Genomic DNA, 16769 nt, shown 5'->3' on the forward strand with positions numbered 1-16769 from the left:
GGTAACCAGGCCAGCATCTTCGGGTCGGTCACCCGGGCGTGCATGGCGGTCTCGCGGTGTACCGGCATCACGGTGTGGGGTGTGCGGGACTGTGACTCCTGGCGCGGATCCGACAACGCCCTGCTGTTCGACTGTGGCGGCAACAAGAAGGCGGCGTACACCAACGTCCTGAACGCCCTCAACGCGGGCTCGAACCCGCCCTCGACGCCCCCGCCAGGCTCCCCGGTGGACACCAGCGCCTGGTACGTGTTGGTGAATCGCAACAGTGGCAAGGCGCTGGACGTGTACGAACGGGCGACCAGTGACGGTGCGCGGATCACCCAGTGGGCCCGGAATGACGGAGCGTGGCAGCAGTGGCAGTTCGTGGACTCGGGTGGCGGCTTCTACCGGCTGAAGTCCCGGAACTCCGGCAAGGTGCTGGACGTCTACAACTTCGCCACCTCCGACGGCGCTGCGATCGTGCAGTGGAGCGACGGTAACGGTACGAACCAGCAGTTCCGGCTGGCCGAATCGGCCGGTGGTTACGTACGTGTGATCAACCGCAACAGCGGCAAGGCCGTCGAGGTGCAGGGCGCGTCCACCGCTGACGGGGGAAACATCGTTCAGTACGCCGACTGGGGTGGCAACAACCAACAGTGGCAGCTGGTCCGCATCGGGTAGCGACCGTCACGATCGATCCGGGTGGTCGGGAGTTGCCGGCCGACCGAGCTGAGGCCAGCACCCGCACGGGCGACGTGTCGGGGCAGGTACAAGAACGGCGGCCCGCCCCATCGGGGCGGGCCGCCGCGACCGTCAAACGGCCGTACAGCTCAGACTGGTTGGTGGTTGGCTGTTGCCGCTGGTGGCGGCGCTGATGTAACCCGCGGTGGTGGATGCCCCCGCCGCAAGCTGCCCGTTGTAGCTGGCGTTGGTGACGGTCACCTGGTTGCCCTGTTGGCTGTGGGTGCCGTTCCAGGTCTGGGACACCGTCTGCCCGCTGGGGAGGGTGGCGCTCACCCGCCAGCCGCCGATCGGCACGGACCCGGTGTTGGTGATCGTCAGCCGTCCCTCGAAACCGCCCTGCCAGGAGTTGACCACCGTGTTGGTGACCCCACAGGACTGTCCGCCCGGGTTCGTCGGCGTGGTCGTCGGCGTGGTCGTCGGCGTCGGCGTGGGTTCGCTGGTGGGCGTGGGCGTGGGCGTGGGCGTGGGCGTGGGCGTCGGGTCGGCACCGGTCTGGAACTGCCACCAGTTGACATTGAAGAGGTTCCCGCTGCCGCCGGTGAACCTCAGGTACAGGTCGTGGGTAGCGGTCGCCCCGGTCACCGGGCAGGAAACGGTCTGCCAGGTCTGCCAGCCGCCGGTGCCGGGCACGGTGCAGGTGCCCACCCGGGCACCGGTGGGTCCGTCCAGGCGGACCTCGATGGTTCCGCCGCTGGCAGCCGAGGCCACCCGCGCGTTGAACGAGGTCGCGCCGGCGCCGAACGCGACGCCCTTGAGCTTGACGTAGTCGCCGTTCTCGATCCAGCCGACGTTCATGCCGCCCTCGCTCGACGGTTCCGTCTCGATGCCGGAGCCCCACGCGATCGTCTCGGCCTCCTGCCGCACGTACGGATTCAACGTGCCCACCTGCGGCGCACCCGTGGTGCTCATGGTGATCGTCGGGAACGTGCCGTTGGAGTTGTACGTGAACTTCTCCACCGCGACCGACCGGGTGTAGCCACCACCACCGGGCAGCGCCCCGTTGTGATAGAAGAAGTACGAACCGCCGTTGAAGTCCACGACGCCCGCGTGATTGGTGAAACTCCCACCCTGCCGAGGCATGATCGTCCCCCGATACGTCCACGGCCCGGTCGGGCCCGGAGCCGTCGAGTACGCGATGAACTCCGAGCAGCACTCCGCCGCGAACACGTTGTAATACAAGCCGTTGCGCTTGAACACCCACGGCCCCTCCTCATAGAGGGTGGGCCGACTCGCATTCCCGCTACGGGTGCCGAACCCCGCCGTGGTCAGCGGGATCCTGGTCGCGCTGCCCGAGAAGGAAACCATGTCCGGGTTCAACTTCACGTACCACAGACCCGGGTTACCCCAGTACAGGTACGCCTGCCCGTCATCGTCGACGAGCACGGTCGGATCGATCTCACCATTGCCCACCAACGGGCGGCCGATAGCGTCCCGGAACGGGCCCGTCGGGCTGTCACCCACCGCCACCCCGATCGACATCGAATTCGTCGCCCGGTTCGTCACCGGCACATACCAGTAGAACTTCCCGTTGCGGGCGATGACCTGACCGGCCCACGCATTCGCACTCGCCCAACTGAAAGTGCTCAGGTTCAACGGCGAACCGTGATCGGTCCAGTTCACCATGTCGGCGGACGACCACACCCGCCACTCCTTCATCGTGAAGTACGTCGAACCATCCTCGTCATGCCCGGTGTACAGATACACCCGACCGTTGTGCACCAACGGAGCCGGATCAGCCGTATAGATGTGCTGAACAATGGGGTTGTCAGCCTTCGAAGCGCTGGCCGGAACCAGCGCGAGGACGCAGACCAGGCTCGCCAGCCAGGCGATCGAGCGCCTCAGTCTGACCAGTGGTGGCAGTGCGGATTTCACGAGTACCTCCGGGGCGGTTGATGGTGTCCGAACGGGCACCCGGCCTGGTGCGGACGTCACGGCGTGTGGCATCGCGCCGGTCTGGGAAGCCGTTGCTCGTCGTTGGTGAGTTGGCGGTGCAGGGGGAATGGCACCGGGTCGCCTGCCGGTGCCTGGAATCGAAAACTCACCCGTACCGTGGCCGCGAACCACCGGTCCACGCCCGGCCATCGGCCTGCCCTGGGGTGACGTCGGCGCCGAGGTGCGACCAGCGCGGCTCGCCCGGTTAGCCACCGCCGGCACGTCGCCCTCGTCCATCGACTGTGAGCGATAACATGCGCTTCGTCAAGTCACCTGGACCGCCGAGACGTTGGGGTTCAGCGAGCCGGGGCGCTGGAGCGGCGCAGGCCGACGGGATCGACGTTGGTCGTTTGACGTATGACGTCGTTAGCGCTAATTTTTCCCTCGCGGAGCACGTGGCTGCCGGGAGCCAGATGATGCACTGCCGCAGTCAGCGCACGCCTGCTTCAGGGCCGGCTCGTGGCATGGCCAGGCACCTGCGCCATGGCCACATCTCGCCCGCACAACACCTCAAGACGTGCTGACGCCACCACCAGACGCCGGCACGCACGCCAGGGCACCCGCGCGTTCTGCTCGTGGGTGACCCCGATCGAAGGAGTGGACCATGAAGGCCATCGGTGAGGCTCGTCCCGCCTCTCCACAGAGACGTCGCTGGCGGTCAGGGTTGGCCGCGGCGGCCGCCGCGGTCATGGCGGCCGGCACGCTCGTCGCGGTCAACCCGACGCCCGCGGCGGCGGCGAGTGTGGACACCAACGCCTGGTACGTCCTGGTGAACCGCAACAGCGGCAAGGCGTTGGACCTGTACGGCTCGGCCACCAACGACGGCGCACGAATCAGCCAGTGGACGCGGAACAACGGCGCGAACCAGCAGTGGCAGTTCGTCGACTCGGGGGGTGGCTACTACCGGCTGAAGTCCCGGCACTCGGGCAAGGTGCTCGACGTCAGCAACTTCTCGACCGCCGACGGTGGCGCGATCGTGCAGTGGGCCGACCTCAACGGGACGAACCAGCAGTTCCGGCTGGCCGACTCGGACGGCGGCCACGTCCGGCTGATCAGCCGACACAGCGGCAAGGTCGTGGAGGTGCAGGGAGCCTCCACCGCCGACGGCGCGAACATCGTGCAGTACTCCGACTGGAACGGCACCAACCAGCAGTGGCAGCTCGTCCGCACGGACGGCGGTAACCCGCCGCCGTCGGGTGGTAACGGGTGCGGCAAGGCGCCGACGCTGTCCAGCGGCACGCACACGATTCAGAGCAACGGAAAGAGCCGCTCCTTCATCCTGCGGATGCCCGCCAACTACAACAACAACAACCCCTACCGGCTGATCTTCGCGTTCCACTGGCGGGGCGGCACCATGCAGGAGATCTCCTCCGGCGGCACCAGCGGAACCCCCTGGTCCTACTACGGGCAGCAGGAGCAGTCGAACAACAGCGCGATCCTGGTCGCGCCCCAGGGGTTCGGCAACGGCTGGGGCAACGCCGGCGGTGAGGACATCACCTTCGTCGATGACATGATCAGCCGGATCGAGAGCGACCTCTGTGTCAACCCGAGGCAGCGGTTCGCCCTCGGCTTCAGCTGGGGCGGCGGCATGAGCTACGCCATCGCCTGCGCGCGGGCCAATGTCTTCCGGGCCGTCGCGGTCATCTCCGGCGGGCAGATCAGCGGGTGCAGCGGCGGTACGCAGCCCATCGCGTACTTCGGACTGCACGGCATCTCGGACAACGTCCTGAACATCTCCCAGGGGCGGTCGTTGCGCGACACGTTCGTCCGGAACAACGGTTGCACCGCACAGAGTCCGCCCGAGCCGGGGGCGGGCAGCCGCGCGCACATCACGACCACCTACTCGGGCTGCAGGGCCGGGTACCCGGTGCAGTGGGCCGCGTACGACAACGGTCACATGCCCGGCCCGGTGGACGGAACCTACGCCGAGAGCGGCATCACGACCTGGACCAAGGGTGAGATCTGGAGGTTCTTCGCGCAGTTCTCCTGACCCCGGTCGCCGGCGTGACCGGCGTTGAAGTCGGGCAGCGCCTGCTCCTGCACCTGGGAGTGGGCGCTGCATCCGCTCGGCTGACCTGACGACGGTCCGTCGTCGTCGGGTCAGCGTTGGAGACGGACCGGCCTGCCCGACCCGCTGCGGCGGACCAGCCAGGCCTCGGTGATGTGGGTGAACATCGCCTCAGCTGCGCCGATGGAGTCATGGGCGGCGATGCGCTCGTAGATGCGCCGGTGGCCCTGGTTGGACGCCACGCACAACGAGCGTTCGGTTCGGCCCATGTAGCTAGCGGTGTTGATGACCTGGCTCTCCAGCGCCCGAACGACACCGCGAGCGATGCGGTTCCCGGATGCCTGCATGACCGTGTCGTGGAAGGCCCGGTCGTGCTCGTGGTACGTGACGTGGTCGTCGACGAGCTCGTCCATCCGGTCCACCAGGGCGCGCAGTCGGTCGATGGTCTCCGCGTCGGCGAGGCGGGCGGCGACGTTCGCCATGTCGGACTCGAGAACCCGCCGGGTGACGACGAGGTCGTCGAGGATGGCGAGGGTGTCGTCGTCGGCGATGGCGGCCCCGAGGACGAGCTCGTCGAGCATGTCCCAGTTCGACGGTGGGGTGACCATCGTGCCGGCACCCTGGCGGACCTGCACCAGCCCCTTCTCCTGAAGAATCTTCACTGCCTCCCGGACGACGGTCCGGCTCACGGAGAAGGTCTCGCAGAGGATCGGCTCGGGCGGCAGGGACGTCCCGGACGGGTGGACGCCACGGACGATGCGCTCCACCAGCTCGGCCGTGACCGCCCTGGCGAGGTTGGTCGGTCGACGCACCCACGCCGGGGTCGCCGAATTATTCAGGGCTGTCTCCTGCGGTGGCGTCATGTCCCCCTCCGAATGGCTCGCCGTGGCACGACGTCCGGCTCAGTGTACGGCCGAGTATTGACGTAACACGTCATACGAGTTACGTTCCGATCATATTGGCGTGGCGGCGCGTCCGCTGGGCCACCCCCACGTTCAGAGGTGACAACTGATGAGACAGCGAGCAATATGGTCGGCCGTCCTCGTTGTGGGACTGGCCTTGGCCGGCTGTGGAAGTGCCACCGGTTCGGGCTCGTCAAGCGGGTCGGACGGCAAACTGGTGGTGTGGGACTGGAAGTCCGGTGAGGCGTTCGCCGCATCGTATCTGGACAAGGCGAAGGCCGACTTCAAAAAGAAGCACCCCGATGTCACGGTCGAGTTCGTCGCGCAGCCCTTCGATCAGTACTACACGCTGCTCGGTGCGGCGATCCAGTCCGGCAAGGGCCCGGACGTCATGCTGTTCAACGGCGGTGGCCAGATCCGCGACCGGGTGGACGCGCTGGTGCCGCTCGACGACTACGTTGCCGACGACAAGCAGCGGCTGGCCGGCTGGGACGCCTTCACCAAGGACGGCAAGGTCTACGCCAGCCCGGTGACGCTGCAGGGTTATCCCATCTACTACAACAAGGAGATCTACCAGAAGGCCGGCCTTGACCCGGCCAGCCCCGCCACCACCTGGGACAAGTTCACCGCCGACTGCGCCGCCATCGCCAAGGCCGGCGCCAAGTGCTTCGCCCTCGGCAACAAGGAAGGCGTCGGCATTCAGTTCTGGCTCTCCAGCCTGGGGTCGACCACCCTCACCGCCGCGGAGTACGACGCCTGGATCGCCGGGAAGCGCGACTGGAACTCGCCCAACGTCAAGCGGATCTTCCAGCTCTGGAAGGAGGCCGGCGACAAGAAGATGAACAGCGACGGGGCCAACTCGACCGCGATGTTCAACGACTCCTTCGCGTTCTTCCAGTCGGGTAAGGCCGCCCACGTCATGGGGCTGATGTCGGACGTGGGGCACTGGAAGGACTTCAACGAGTTCCTGACCGCCGACAAGCTCGGCGTCATGAAGGCTCCCGTCGTCACCGCCGGCACCACCCCGAGCCTGCCGTACGACGGTGGCATCGGCTACGGGGTCGCCAAGTGGACGAAGGACCCGAAGGTTGCCGCCGACCTGGTGCGCTCCCTGACCTCGGCCGACGCGTTGAAGGCCTTCTACGCCGATGCCGGCGCGATCGCCGCCGACACCACGATCGACGTGTCGCAGGGCGGCCCGGCCGTCGCCACGATCGTCAGCGAGCTGAAGAGCGGCAAGCCGGCTCTGCATGTGGCCCTGTCCTCCAAGACGCTGGACCTGATGGGCCGGCTCTCCCAGCAACTGCTCAGTGGTTCGATCACCGTCGACGAGGTGGTGAAGCAGCTGGCCGCTTCCGACCAGGCGGGCTGACCTCGTGCCGATCGGAAACACGCAACCGTCGGTCCGTCTGGCTCAGGCTGGACGGGCCGGCGGGGCGGCGGTCACATCCTCCGCACCGCGGAAAGGCGCGCGTCCTCGTCGCGCCGGCGGCGGCCTGCGGGCCGAACGCTTCGCCCCCTACGTTCTGGTCGCTCCGGCCGTCCTGATAATCGTGGCGCTGCGGCTCTACCCGTTGCTCCTCGGGGTCAACTTCTCCTTCACCGGCGACGGTGCGCAGAACGGGTCGACGGTCGGATTCGGCAACTACCGTGAGCTGTTCGAGGATCCGCTGTTCCGGACCGCGCTGCGCAACGTCGGTCTGCTGGTGCTGTTGCTTCCGGTGGCGGTGGCGATTCCCGGCCTGCTCGCGACGTTCATCTACCTCCGGGTGCCCGGCCATCGTTTCTACCGCAGCGTCTACTTCTTTCCGGCAGTGCTGTCACCGGTCATCGTCGGTGCGATCTTCAACCTCCTGCTCGCCTTCGACGGCCCCCTCAACGCCGTCCTCGGATCGGTCGGCGTCAGCCCGGTGGACTGGCTCGGTGACCCGGACCTCGCGATGTTCATGGTGGTGGGCGTGCACATCTGGGCCACCTTCGGGATGGCCCTGGTGGTGTTCCTCGCCGGCTTCGCCACGCTGGACGCCGCGCTCCTGGACGCGGCACGGGTGGACGGGGCGTCGTTACGCCAGGTCGTCTGGCACGTGATCATCCCAAGCCTCTCGCGCACCATCCAGTTCGTCTTCGTGACCACGATGATCGGGATGCTCACCTCCATGTTCGGCCTCCTCTACGTCATGACCAGCGGTGGCCCGGAGGGCTCGACGTACCTGCCGGAGTACTACATCTGGATTCAGCAGGGCCAGATGAACCGGCCGGCCCTCGCGTCGGCGGCATCGACGATCCTGTTCATGATCATGCTCGTGGTGGGGCTGCTCCAGATCAAACTGCTCGAACGAGCCGGGAAGGAGGATTGATGTCTCGCGTCCGTCTGGGTTGGTGGCTGATTGCCATCCCGATGTCACTGCTCGCGCTGGCGACGGTCTACCCCCTGCTGTTCACCGCCAACGTCGCGATGAAGACGCGGCGTGACTACATCCTCGACCGCTTCTCGCTGACCGACGCCCTGCGTTGGGAGAACATCAGCACGGCCTGGAACAGCGTCGGCATGGGCCGCTACTTCGTCAACTCGCTGCTCGTGGTGACGGCGTCGGTGCTCCTGCTGCTGCTGCTCGGGTCGATGGCCGGCTTCGCCCTGAGCCAGCTGCGGTTCCGCGGTTCGTCGGCGCTGTTCCTGGGCTGCCTCGCGGGTCTCTTCATTCCGTTCCAGGTGATCATGGTGCCGCTCGCCCGGATGATGGCCGACACCGCGCTCATCGACACGTACCCCGGCCTGGTCCTCGTCTATGTGGCCCAGTTCCTGCCCTTCACCGTCTTCCTGATGACGAGTTACTACAAGGGCATCCCGCCGGAGATCGTCGACGCCGCCCGGATCGACGGCAACACCGTGTACGGCGTGTATCGCCGGATCATGCTGCCCCTGGGCACCCCGGCGCTGCTGTCGGTCGGCATCCTCAACGCCCTGTTCTGCTGGAACGACGTCCTCATGGCGCTGGTGATGATGCCCTCGGCCGATCACCGGACGCTCATGGTCGGTGTGACCTCGTTGCGGGGGCAGTACTCCGACAACATCCCCACCTTCGCCTCCGGGGTGCTCATCGCCGCGATACCCGTTCTGTTGGTCTACCTGTTCCTCCAGCGCCAAATTGCCGACGGCGTCGCCGCCGGTTCCACGAAGGGTTGACATGCGCATCACGGGATATCGGACGCTCACCACGGTCCAGGAATGGGGGCGGCCCGTCGGCGATGCCAACGGCGTGTTCGCCGACGGGGTGGTCCCGGTCTCGATCGTCGTCGTCGATACCGACGAGGGCATTTCGGGAGTCGGCCTCGGGCCGCACGTGGAGATCGAGCGGATCTTCGCAGCCATCGAGGGCGAAGACCCCCGCGCCGTGACGACCCTGTACGACCGCATGTTGCGGCACACCTTCAAGGCGGGCCATGCGGGCCCGGTGTTCGGCACCATCGGCGCTCTCGACACCGCACTCTGGGACATCAAGGCCCAGGCTGCCGGCGAGCCGCTGTGGCGGCTGCTGGGCGGGCGTGACCGGCGGGTCCCCGCTTACGCGTCCGGCCTGGACATCGGGCTGACCGACGATGAGCTCGTCGCGGAGTACGAGGTCTATGCCAGTCATGGCCTGCGCGCCGCCAAGCTCAAGGGCGGTCTCGACATCGAGAGCGACCGGCACCGGCTCAGCCTGGTCAAGGACGTCCTGACCGAGGCCGGGCACGGCCGGCGGCCGGGTCTGATGCTCGACGTGAACGAGGCATGGACCCGCAAGCAGGCCGTCCGGCACGTCTGCGAACTCGAACGCACCCTGGACCTGATCTGGATCGAGGAACCCGTCCGGCGCTGGGACGCCGAGGGCCTCGCGGCCGTCAGCCGAGGGGTCTGCGCCTCGGTCGCCACCGGGGAGAACCTCACCGGGCTCGAGCAGTACCGTCCGCTGATCGCTGCCGGCGCGGTCGACGTCGTCCAGATGGCCGCCGTCTGGGGGGTCACCCACTTCCTGCGGACGTCCGCCCTGGCCCACGCCCACGACCTGCCGGTCAGCCCGATCGGCAACAGCCCGGTCGGGCTGTTGCACGCCGCGACCTCGGTGCCGAATCACCTGACCAGCGAGCTGCAGGACCTGCATCCACCGGTCGGCGTCTCCATCGACCTGCACGTCGAGGACGGCGCCTTCGTCCTCGGCGACTCACCCGGCCTGGGTGTCCGGATCGACGAGGAGCGAATCCGGATGGCCAACCGCCGTCCGCAGGCGCAGACGGCCGAGAGCCCCAACGTCCGGCCGGAGCGGGCCGGACGACGCCTGCTGGCCGGGGTCGATGGCGTCCTTCCCGCCCGCCAGGTGCCCGTCGTGCCGCTGCACTCCCGTAACGAGGTGTCGCCCACCGCACGGCACTGAGAACCCACGTGAGCTGACCGCCAGAAACAAGGGGAGCGTGGGTGCGCCGCCACCGCGGTGCACCCACGACCATGCCCGGTCGGCACGAGCGACGTACCGACCGTTGAGACGGAGGATCGATGAAGGCAGTCGTCTACCGGGGGGCGCGACACCTCGGAATCGAGGATCGTGAACCGGTGCCACCGGGTCGAGGCCAGGTGCGCATCGAGGTGGCCTACACCGGGATCTGCGGCACCGACCTGCACATCTACCACGGGGACATGGACGCTCGGGTCGGTGACTCCGCGATCATCGGGCACGAGATGTCCGGACGGATCGCGGCCGTCGGCGAGGACGCCACCGGCTGGAGCGTCGGCCAGGCCGTCACCGTGCTGCCGACCCGGCCGTGCGGACGGTGCGCCGCCTGCCAGCGCGGGAACTCCCACATCTGCCACGCCATGAACTTCCTCGGCATCGACTCGCCGGGCGCCATGCAGTCCTCCTGGAACGTGCCGGCGGAGCTGGTCCTGCCACTTCCCGAGGACCTGCCGCTCGACCACGCGGCGCTCGTCGAGCCGGTCGCGGTCGCTGTGCACGACGTCCGACGGGGGAACGTGACCGCCGACGACCAGGTGGTCGTGGTCGGCGGTGGGCCGGTAGGTGTCCTCATCGCCGTCGTCGCGCAGGGTCGCGGCGCGCGGGTGCTCCTCGTCGAGCCGGACCCGTTCCGACGCGAGGTGGCGGGCGGGATCGGGATCGAGGCCGTCGACCCGGGATCGGCCGACGTCGTGGCGCTCGTCAACGCCCGCACCAACGGCGCGGGCGCCGACATCGCCTTCGAAGTGTCCGGTGCCGCAGCCGGCGTCACCACGGCGGTCGACGTCCTCACCACCCGCGGCCGGCTGGTGATGGTGGCGATCCACCCCAAGCCCCGGGAGGTCAACCTGCACCGGTTCTTCTGGCGCGAGCTGGAGCTCCTGGGGGCTCGCCTGTACCAGCGCGAGGACATGGTGGAGGCGATCCGGTTGGTCGCCTCGGGCGCGATCCCGGCGCGACAGCTCATCTCCCGGGTCGAACCGGTCGAGGCGGCCACCGCCGCGTTCACGGCACTGGAGGGTGGCGGCGTGATGAAGGTGCTGCTCGACCTGCGGGAGGGCAACCAGTGACCGCCCTGTTCGACCTGTCCGGGCAGACCGCCGTCGTGACCGGGGCCCGACGCGGCATCGGCCTCGCCATGGCCGAGGCACTGGCCCTGGCCGGTGCCGACATCGTCGGCGTCTCCGCCCAGCTCGAACCGAATGGCAGCGAGGTCGAACGTCGGGTGCGGGCCGCCGGTCGCCGCTTCACCGCGCTGCGGGCCGACCTCGGCGACCGCGCGGCCGTACACCGGTTGGCCCGGGACCTCACCGCCCTCGGGCCCATCGACATCCTGGTGAACAACGGCGGCACGATCGCGCGTACCCCGGCGGTCGAGCACCCGGACGAGATGTGGGACCACGTCATCGAGGTGAACCTCAGCAGCCATTTCGTCCTGAGCCGGGAGATTGGCCGGACGATGGTCGAGCGTGGCCGTGGGAAGATCATTTTCACCGCGTCGCTGCTGAGTTTCCAGGGTGGCATCACCGTCCCCGGCTACGCCGCGTCGAAGTCGGGCGTGGCCGGGCTCACCAAGGCGCTGGCGAACGAGTGGGCAGCCCACGGGGTGAACGTCAACGCCATCGCCCCCGGCTACATCGCCACCGACAACACACAGGCGCTGCGCGACGACCCCGACCGCGCGCAGGCGATCCTCGCCCGGATTCCGGCTGCCCGGTGGGGCCGCGCCGACGATCTCGGCGGTGCCACGGTGTTCCTGGCATCGGCCGCATCGGACTACGTCAACGGAATCGTGCTGCCCGTCGACGGCGGCTGGCTGGGCCGATGACGGGCGGGCAGGTGCCCGGACGGGCCGACCCTGACGAGGCCGGCCGGGCGCTGGTCCGGGCGGAAACGGCGCGCCGCGTCTCCGGGCTGGCGGCGTCGTGAGGGCGCGAGCACTGCCACGTCGCCCGGAGGTACGCCTCACCGAGCTGGGCTTCGGCGCGGCCCAGGGCGGCAACCTGTACCGGGCGACGACGGACGAGGAGTTCGCCTCTGCGGTCGACACCGCGTGGGAGGCGGGCGTCCGGTACTACGACACCGCGCCGCACTATGGGCTCGGGCTGTCCGAGCGACGCCTCGGCGCCGCGCTGCGGCACCGGCCGCGCGACGAGTACGTCGTGTCGACGAAGGTCGGGCGACTCCTGGTGCCGTCGCCTCAGGACGCGCACCTACGGGACTCCGACGGGTTCGATGTTCCCGCGAGCCACCGGCGGGTGTGGGACTTCAGTCGCGACGGCGTTCATCGCTCGATCGAGGCCAGCCTCGACCGCACGGGGCTGGACCGGATCGACATCGTCTACCTCCATGACCCGGACGACCACTGGGAGCAGGCCGCAGGTGAAGCCGTGCCCGCACTGGTCGACCTGCGTGACCAGGGCGTGGTGGGTGCCATCGGCGCGGGCATGAACCAGTCGGCGATGCTGGCTCGGTTCGTACGGGAGACCGACGTCGACGTGGTGATGTGCGCCGGGCGGTACACCCTGCTCGAGCAGGGTGCGGCCGAGGACCTGCTGCCCGCCGCCGAGAGCCGGGGAGTGGGCGTGGTCATCGCGGGCGTCTACAACTCGGGGCTGCTGTCGCGGGACCAGCCACCGGCTGACGCGCTCTACAACTACCAGCAGGCACCACAGGAGTTGATCGAGCGGGCGCGGCGGATCGCCGCGGTCTGTGAGTCGTTCGGGGTCACCCTGCCACAGGCGGCACTCGCCTTCGTCCGCCGGCAGCCGGCCGTGGTGTCGACGGTGGTCGGCGTACGCAACGGGTCACAGACGACCGAGGCGGTGCGGCGCTCGGAGGCCGTCGTGGCGGAGGAACTCTGGGACGCGCTGGCGGCTGCGGGACTGCTCGCCGCGCCGCCCGGGCAGGGCGGCCCCGTCCATCCCGCTTGACGGTGACCCCCGGTCGGGACTGGCTCCGTGCATCGGAGACCGGTCCCGACCGGATCGTCACTGGCTACCGCGACAGCGGCGGATCGTCACGCCAGGGTGAACCGCCACTGCTGGTTGCTGGCACTGTGGCAGGTCCACTGCAGCAGTCGGGCGCCGTCCGTGGTGGCGGCGCCGTTGACGTCCACGCAGAGCCCGCTCAGCACATTGCGCACCGTGTACACCCCGGAGGTTGCCGTCGCGGTGGCGGTGAACTTCTGCTGGTTGCCGTTGTTGCAGGTGGCCTGCTGGAGGAAGGCCCCCGCCGTGGTCGAGCTGCCGATCACCTCGACGCACTTGCCGCTGTGCACCGCCTTGAGATAGACCGCACCGCTACCCGCATCGACGGCCTGCCACTTCTGGTTGTTGCCACCGGTGGCCGCCCACTGGTTGATCTGGGCGCCGTCGGCGGTGGAGACACCGCTGACGTCCATCAGCTTGCCGCTGTGCTGCGCCGTGACCGTCCAGGTCCGCCCCGCGAGGCCGCCGGTGGCGGGAACGCCGACACCCGCGCCACCGAAGGTGTGCGAGTCGAGATCGAACCAGTTGCTGGTGCTGCCCTTGAACACCATGTAGAGCGTCTGGGTCCCGGCGAGGGCGGCAACGCTCACCGGCGGTGTGGACTGGTAGTTGTCCCAGCCACCGGTGCTGGGCACGGGTGTGGTGGCCAGCAGCGTGCCGGTCGGCGAGCCGGCGCGCAGCTCGATCGAGCCGCCGCCGGACGGCGACGACAGCCGGTAGCTCACGTTCGTGATACCCGACAGGCTCATCGGGGTGAACGCGATCCAGTCGTTGTTGGAGATGTCCCCGACGCGCTTGGTGCTCTCCGCGCCGGCCTGGTCGATGACCCGGACGCCGGACTGGCTGCTGTAGTACTCGGCCTGCTTGTGCTTCGGTTGGAGGATCACCTGCGCGGTGCCGGTGAGCGGGGCCGCGCCTCCCGCACCACCGCTGTCGGTGTACCGCGCGTTCAGCACGTAGAACAGGTTGGCGCCGTCGGGATGCCCGCCGAGCAGGTCGGTGGAGATCGTGCCCGAGCAGCCCGGGTACTCCGTGGTCTCGTGCGCGTGGTCGTCGTGACCGAGCGCCGGGTTGAGGACCACCTTCGAGCAGTCGATCGTTCCGCCGTCCGGGTCGGAGACGCTGATCTGATACGACACCTTGTCACCGAAGGTGAGCATGCCGCCGTTGGCCGGGGTGGTGATGGTGACCACCGGCGCGGTGTTGCCGACGGTGATCTGGACGTTGGCGAAGCCCGTCTTACCGGTGTTGTCGGTGACCTTCAACTGGGCCGTGTAGTTGCCGTTGGTGGTGTACACCTTCGACGGGTTGGCCGCGGTGGAAGTGGTTCCGTCGCCGAACGTCCACTGGTAGCTCAGCGTGTTGCCGTCGGGGTCGGTCGTGCCGGCACTGCTGAACTGGACGGTGAGCGGCGAGGTGCCACTGGTGGGTGTGCCGGTGGCCTTGACGATCGGTGACCGGCCGCCCTGGATGTAGTCGATCCGGTAGAGCCCGGAGTCGCTGTTGCCGCCGCCGAAGTTGGTGCCCCACTCCAGCAGGTAGAGCGAGCCGTCCTTACCGAACTCCATGTCCATCGGTTTGTTGAACCCGCCCCCGGGCATGAACGGGTTGGTGCGGGTCACCGCCGTGGCCGAGTCGAAGTGCACCTCCTTGATGTAGTTGCGCGACCACTCGTAGAAGAAGTGCACGCCGTCGTAGTAGGGCGGGAACTTCGTCGCGGACGGGTTCGCCGCGTCGTACCGGTAGACCGGCCCGCCCATCGGCGCCGAGCCGCCGGAGCCGAGCTCCGGGAAGGTCGGCGAGGTGCCGTATCCGTACCACAGGTTGGGTGCGACGACCGGCTTCAGGCTGGTCAGGCCGGTGTTGTTGGGCGAGTTGTTGACCGGTGCCGAGCAGTTGAACTTCGCGCCGACGACGCCGGTGTCGGGGTTGAACGGCGCGTAGGGCTGGTTGTCGCCGTGGCAGAACGGCCAGCCGTAGTTGCCGGGCGTCTTGATCACGTTGAGCTCGACCAGGCCCTCGGGGCCGCGGTTGGTGGTGGGCGGGTTGCGGTCCGGTCCGTAGTCGGCGAGGTAGACCCAGCCGGTGGCCGCGTCAATCGAGAAGCGGAACGGGTTGCGGAAGCCCATCGCGTAGATTTCCGGCTTGGTCTGCGCCGTGCCCTGGGGGTAGAGGTTGCCGGTCGGGATGGTGTAGCTGCCGCTGGCTCCGGGGCGGATGCGCAGCAGCTTGCCGCGCAGGTCGTTGGTGTTGCCCGCGGTCCGGGCGGAGTCGAGGTTGGACTTGCCCGAGCGCCAGTCCAGCGGGGCATACCCCTGCCAGTTGGGGTCGAGGTTCGGGGGCGTGTCGTCGCCGGTGCCGATGTAGAGGTTGCCGTCCGGACCGAATTCGATGTAACCGCCGGTGTGCCCGGGCTCGGGGAATGTCCGGTCGCGGTAGGCCGGGATGTCGATGATCGTCACACCGCTGGACATGTTCAGCGTGTCGCCGCTGAGCGTGTAGCGGGAGACGCGGTTGACGTCCGTCGTGCTGCTCGACGGCGAGTGGTAGAGGTACACGTACCCGTTGCTGGCGAAGTTGGGGTCCAACGCCATACCGGTGAGGCCGTCCTCGCCGCCGGTGTAGACGCTCAGCGTCCCGGCGGTCACGGTGCTGTTGGTGGAGGGCTTGAAGATCTTCACCTGCCCGCCGCGCTGGACGTAGAGCACCCGCCCGTCCGGTGCCACGGCCATCGCCATCGGGTCGACGGTGTTGTCGTCGAGGGTGCGCTTCTCGAAGTTGCCCCAGACGGTGCCACCGCAGTCGCCGGCGACGTTGCCGGCGGCCCACCGGACGCCGCCCAGGACGTGGTTGCGGAAGTTCGTCTCGCTGTAGGAATCGATCGCGTGGCCCATCGCGGTGGCCCACACCCGTCCGCCGCCCGCGTTGCGACACCAGGAGATCGGATGGTCCGGGCCCATCGCCCGGGACCCCGGGTTGTACGTGCGCTCGTCGGCGGTCACCAGCACGTGCACGTTGCCGCGTGGGTTGGTGTCGAAGTTGTACCACTCCTCGCTGCGGCTCCAGCGATCCGGCAAGCCAACCGTCGACGGGTGCTGCTTGTCGGCGACGATGGCGGTGCCGGCCAGCACGCCGGGGGAGTGCTCAGGCATGTGGGCGCCGCCGTTGACGGTCTGGTCCCACCACGGGTACTCGGCCTCGATGCCCATGTCGGTGGCGTTGTGGACGCCGACGATGCCCTTGCCGCTGGCGAGGTAACCCTCCACGGCCTGGCGTTGGGCTGCCGAGGTCCAGACCATGCCCGAGGTCTGGAACATGATGATGACGTCGAAGGTCGCCAGGTTGGCGGGGGTGAAGACGCTCGCGTCCTCGGTCTGCACCAGCTCGAAGTTGTTCGCTGCTGCCTGTTGCTGGAACATCGAGATCCCGGCGGGGATCGAGTCGTGCCGGTAGCCGGCGGTCTTGGTGAACAACAGGGCGCGGAAGGCCGGGGCTGCGGACGCTGGCGGGGCGAGCCCGAGCGCCAGTAACAGGCCGGCGATCACCGCGATGATCAATGAGTTGCGACGCATGCCGTCTCCTAGGTTGGGCGGGCAACGAGATTGCGACCACGGGCCCGGCGACGCGTCAGGTTGTGCCTGGACGCGCGAGGGCGCGAGTGTGCTGGTCGGTCGTCGTGCCGTCCGCCGCAACGGCAGTCAGCCCAGCAGGACGTCACACAGCGTGATGT

Annotated in this window: 11 protein-coding genes and 1 pseudogene; 9 read left to right on the plus strand and 3 right to left on the minus strand. The window is 68.4% G+C overall.

Annotated elements, in window-relative coordinates; all coding sequences use genetic code 11:
• Window positions 1–654 (plus strand): annotated as a pseudogene (locus ABZS37_RS31050) (RICIN domain-containing protein); the annotation flags it as partial.
• Window positions 655–792: 138 nt separating this feature from the next.
• On the opposite strand, the gene ABZS37_RS31055 reads toward ABZS37_RS31050, so the two are convergent.
• Window positions 793–2595 (minus strand): family 43 glycosylhydrolase, encoded by a 1803-nt coding sequence (locus tag ABZS37_RS31055; protein ID WP_355174873.1) that lies wholly within the window; start codon window positions 2593–2595, stop codon window positions 793–795.
• Window positions 2596–3259: 664 nt separating this feature from the next.
• Between ABZS37_RS31055 and ABZS37_RS31060 the strand changes: the two genes are divergently transcribed.
• Window positions 3260–4645, plus strand: a complete 1386-nt coding sequence (locus ABZS37_RS31060) for an RICIN domain-containing protein (protein WP_355174875.1) — start codon at window positions 3260–3262, stop codon at window positions 4643–4645.
• Between the two features lie 110 nt (window positions 4646–4755).
• On the opposite strand, the gene ABZS37_RS31065 is transcribed toward ABZS37_RS31060, so the two are convergent.
• A complete protein-coding gene (locus ABZS37_RS31065) occupies window positions 4756–5526 on the minus strand; it encodes a FadR/GntR family transcriptional regulator (protein ID WP_355174877.1) in 771 nt (256 codons plus the stop codon).
• A 148-nt stretch (window positions 5527–5674) separates the two neighbouring features.
• Between ABZS37_RS31065 and ABZS37_RS31070 the strand changes: the two genes are divergently transcribed.
• From ABZS37_RS31070 to ABZS37_RS31100, 7 genes are all read left to right on the plus strand, one after another.
• Window positions 5675–6937: an extracellular solute-binding protein gene (locus ABZS37_RS31070; protein ID WP_355174879.1), complete on the plus strand. Its 1263-nt coding sequence runs from the start codon at window positions 5675–5677 to the stop codon at window positions 6935–6937.
• Window positions 6938–7118: 181 nt separating this feature from the next.
• Window positions 7119–7922 (plus strand): sugar ABC transporter permease, encoded by an 804-nt coding sequence (locus ABZS37_RS31075; RefSeq protein ID WP_355174881.1) that lies wholly within the window; start codon window positions 7119–7121, stop codon window positions 7920–7922.
• Window positions 7922–8749 carry a carbohydrate ABC transporter permease gene (locus ABZS37_RS31080; protein WP_355174883.1) on the plus strand — a complete coding sequence of 276 codons (828 nt, stop codon included), beginning with the start codon at window positions 7922–7924 and terminating at the stop codon, window positions 8747–8749. The genes ABZS37_RS31075 and ABZS37_RS31080 overlap by 1 nt, the downstream gene beginning before the upstream one ends.
• A gap of 1 nt (window position 8750) precedes the next feature.
• Window positions 8751–9974 (plus strand): mandelate racemase/muconate lactonizing enzyme family protein, encoded by a 1224-nt coding sequence (locus ABZS37_RS31085; RefSeq protein WP_355174885.1) that lies wholly within the window; start codon window positions 8751–8753, stop codon window positions 9972–9974.
• A gap of 119 nt (window positions 9975–10093) precedes the next feature.
• Entirely contained in the window at window positions 10094–11119 is a 1026-nt protein-coding gene (locus tag ABZS37_RS31090) for an alcohol dehydrogenase catalytic domain-containing protein (RefSeq protein WP_355174887.1), read from the plus strand.
• Window positions 11116–11877: an SDR family NAD(P)-dependent oxidoreductase gene (locus tag ABZS37_RS31095; protein WP_355174889.1), complete on the plus strand. Its 762-nt coding sequence runs from the start codon at window positions 11116–11118 to the stop codon at window positions 11875–11877. Before ABZS37_RS31090 ends, ABZS37_RS31095 begins: the two co-directional genes overlap by 4 nt.
• Before the next feature lie 97 nt (window positions 11878–11974).
• Window positions 11975–12982, plus strand: coding sequence for an aldo/keto reductase (locus ABZS37_RS31100; RefSeq protein ID WP_355174891.1), 1008 nt, complete (start codon window positions 11975–11977; stop codon window positions 12980–12982).
• A gap of 86 nt (window positions 12983–13068) precedes the next feature.
• Here the strand turns inward: ABZS37_RS31100 and ABZS37_RS31105 are convergent, their stop codons facing one another.
• A complete protein-coding gene (locus ABZS37_RS31105) occupies window positions 13069–16611 on the minus strand; it encodes a ThuA domain-containing protein (protein ID WP_355174893.1) in 3543 nt (1180 codons plus the stop codon).
• Between the last annotated feature and the right edge of the window lie 158 nt (window positions 16612–16769).

This window comes from Micromonospora sp. NPDC005413, from assembly GCF_040606435.1.
Taxonomy (GTDB): domain Bacteria; phylum Actinomycetota; class Actinomycetes; order Mycobacteriales; family Micromonosporaceae; genus Micromonospora.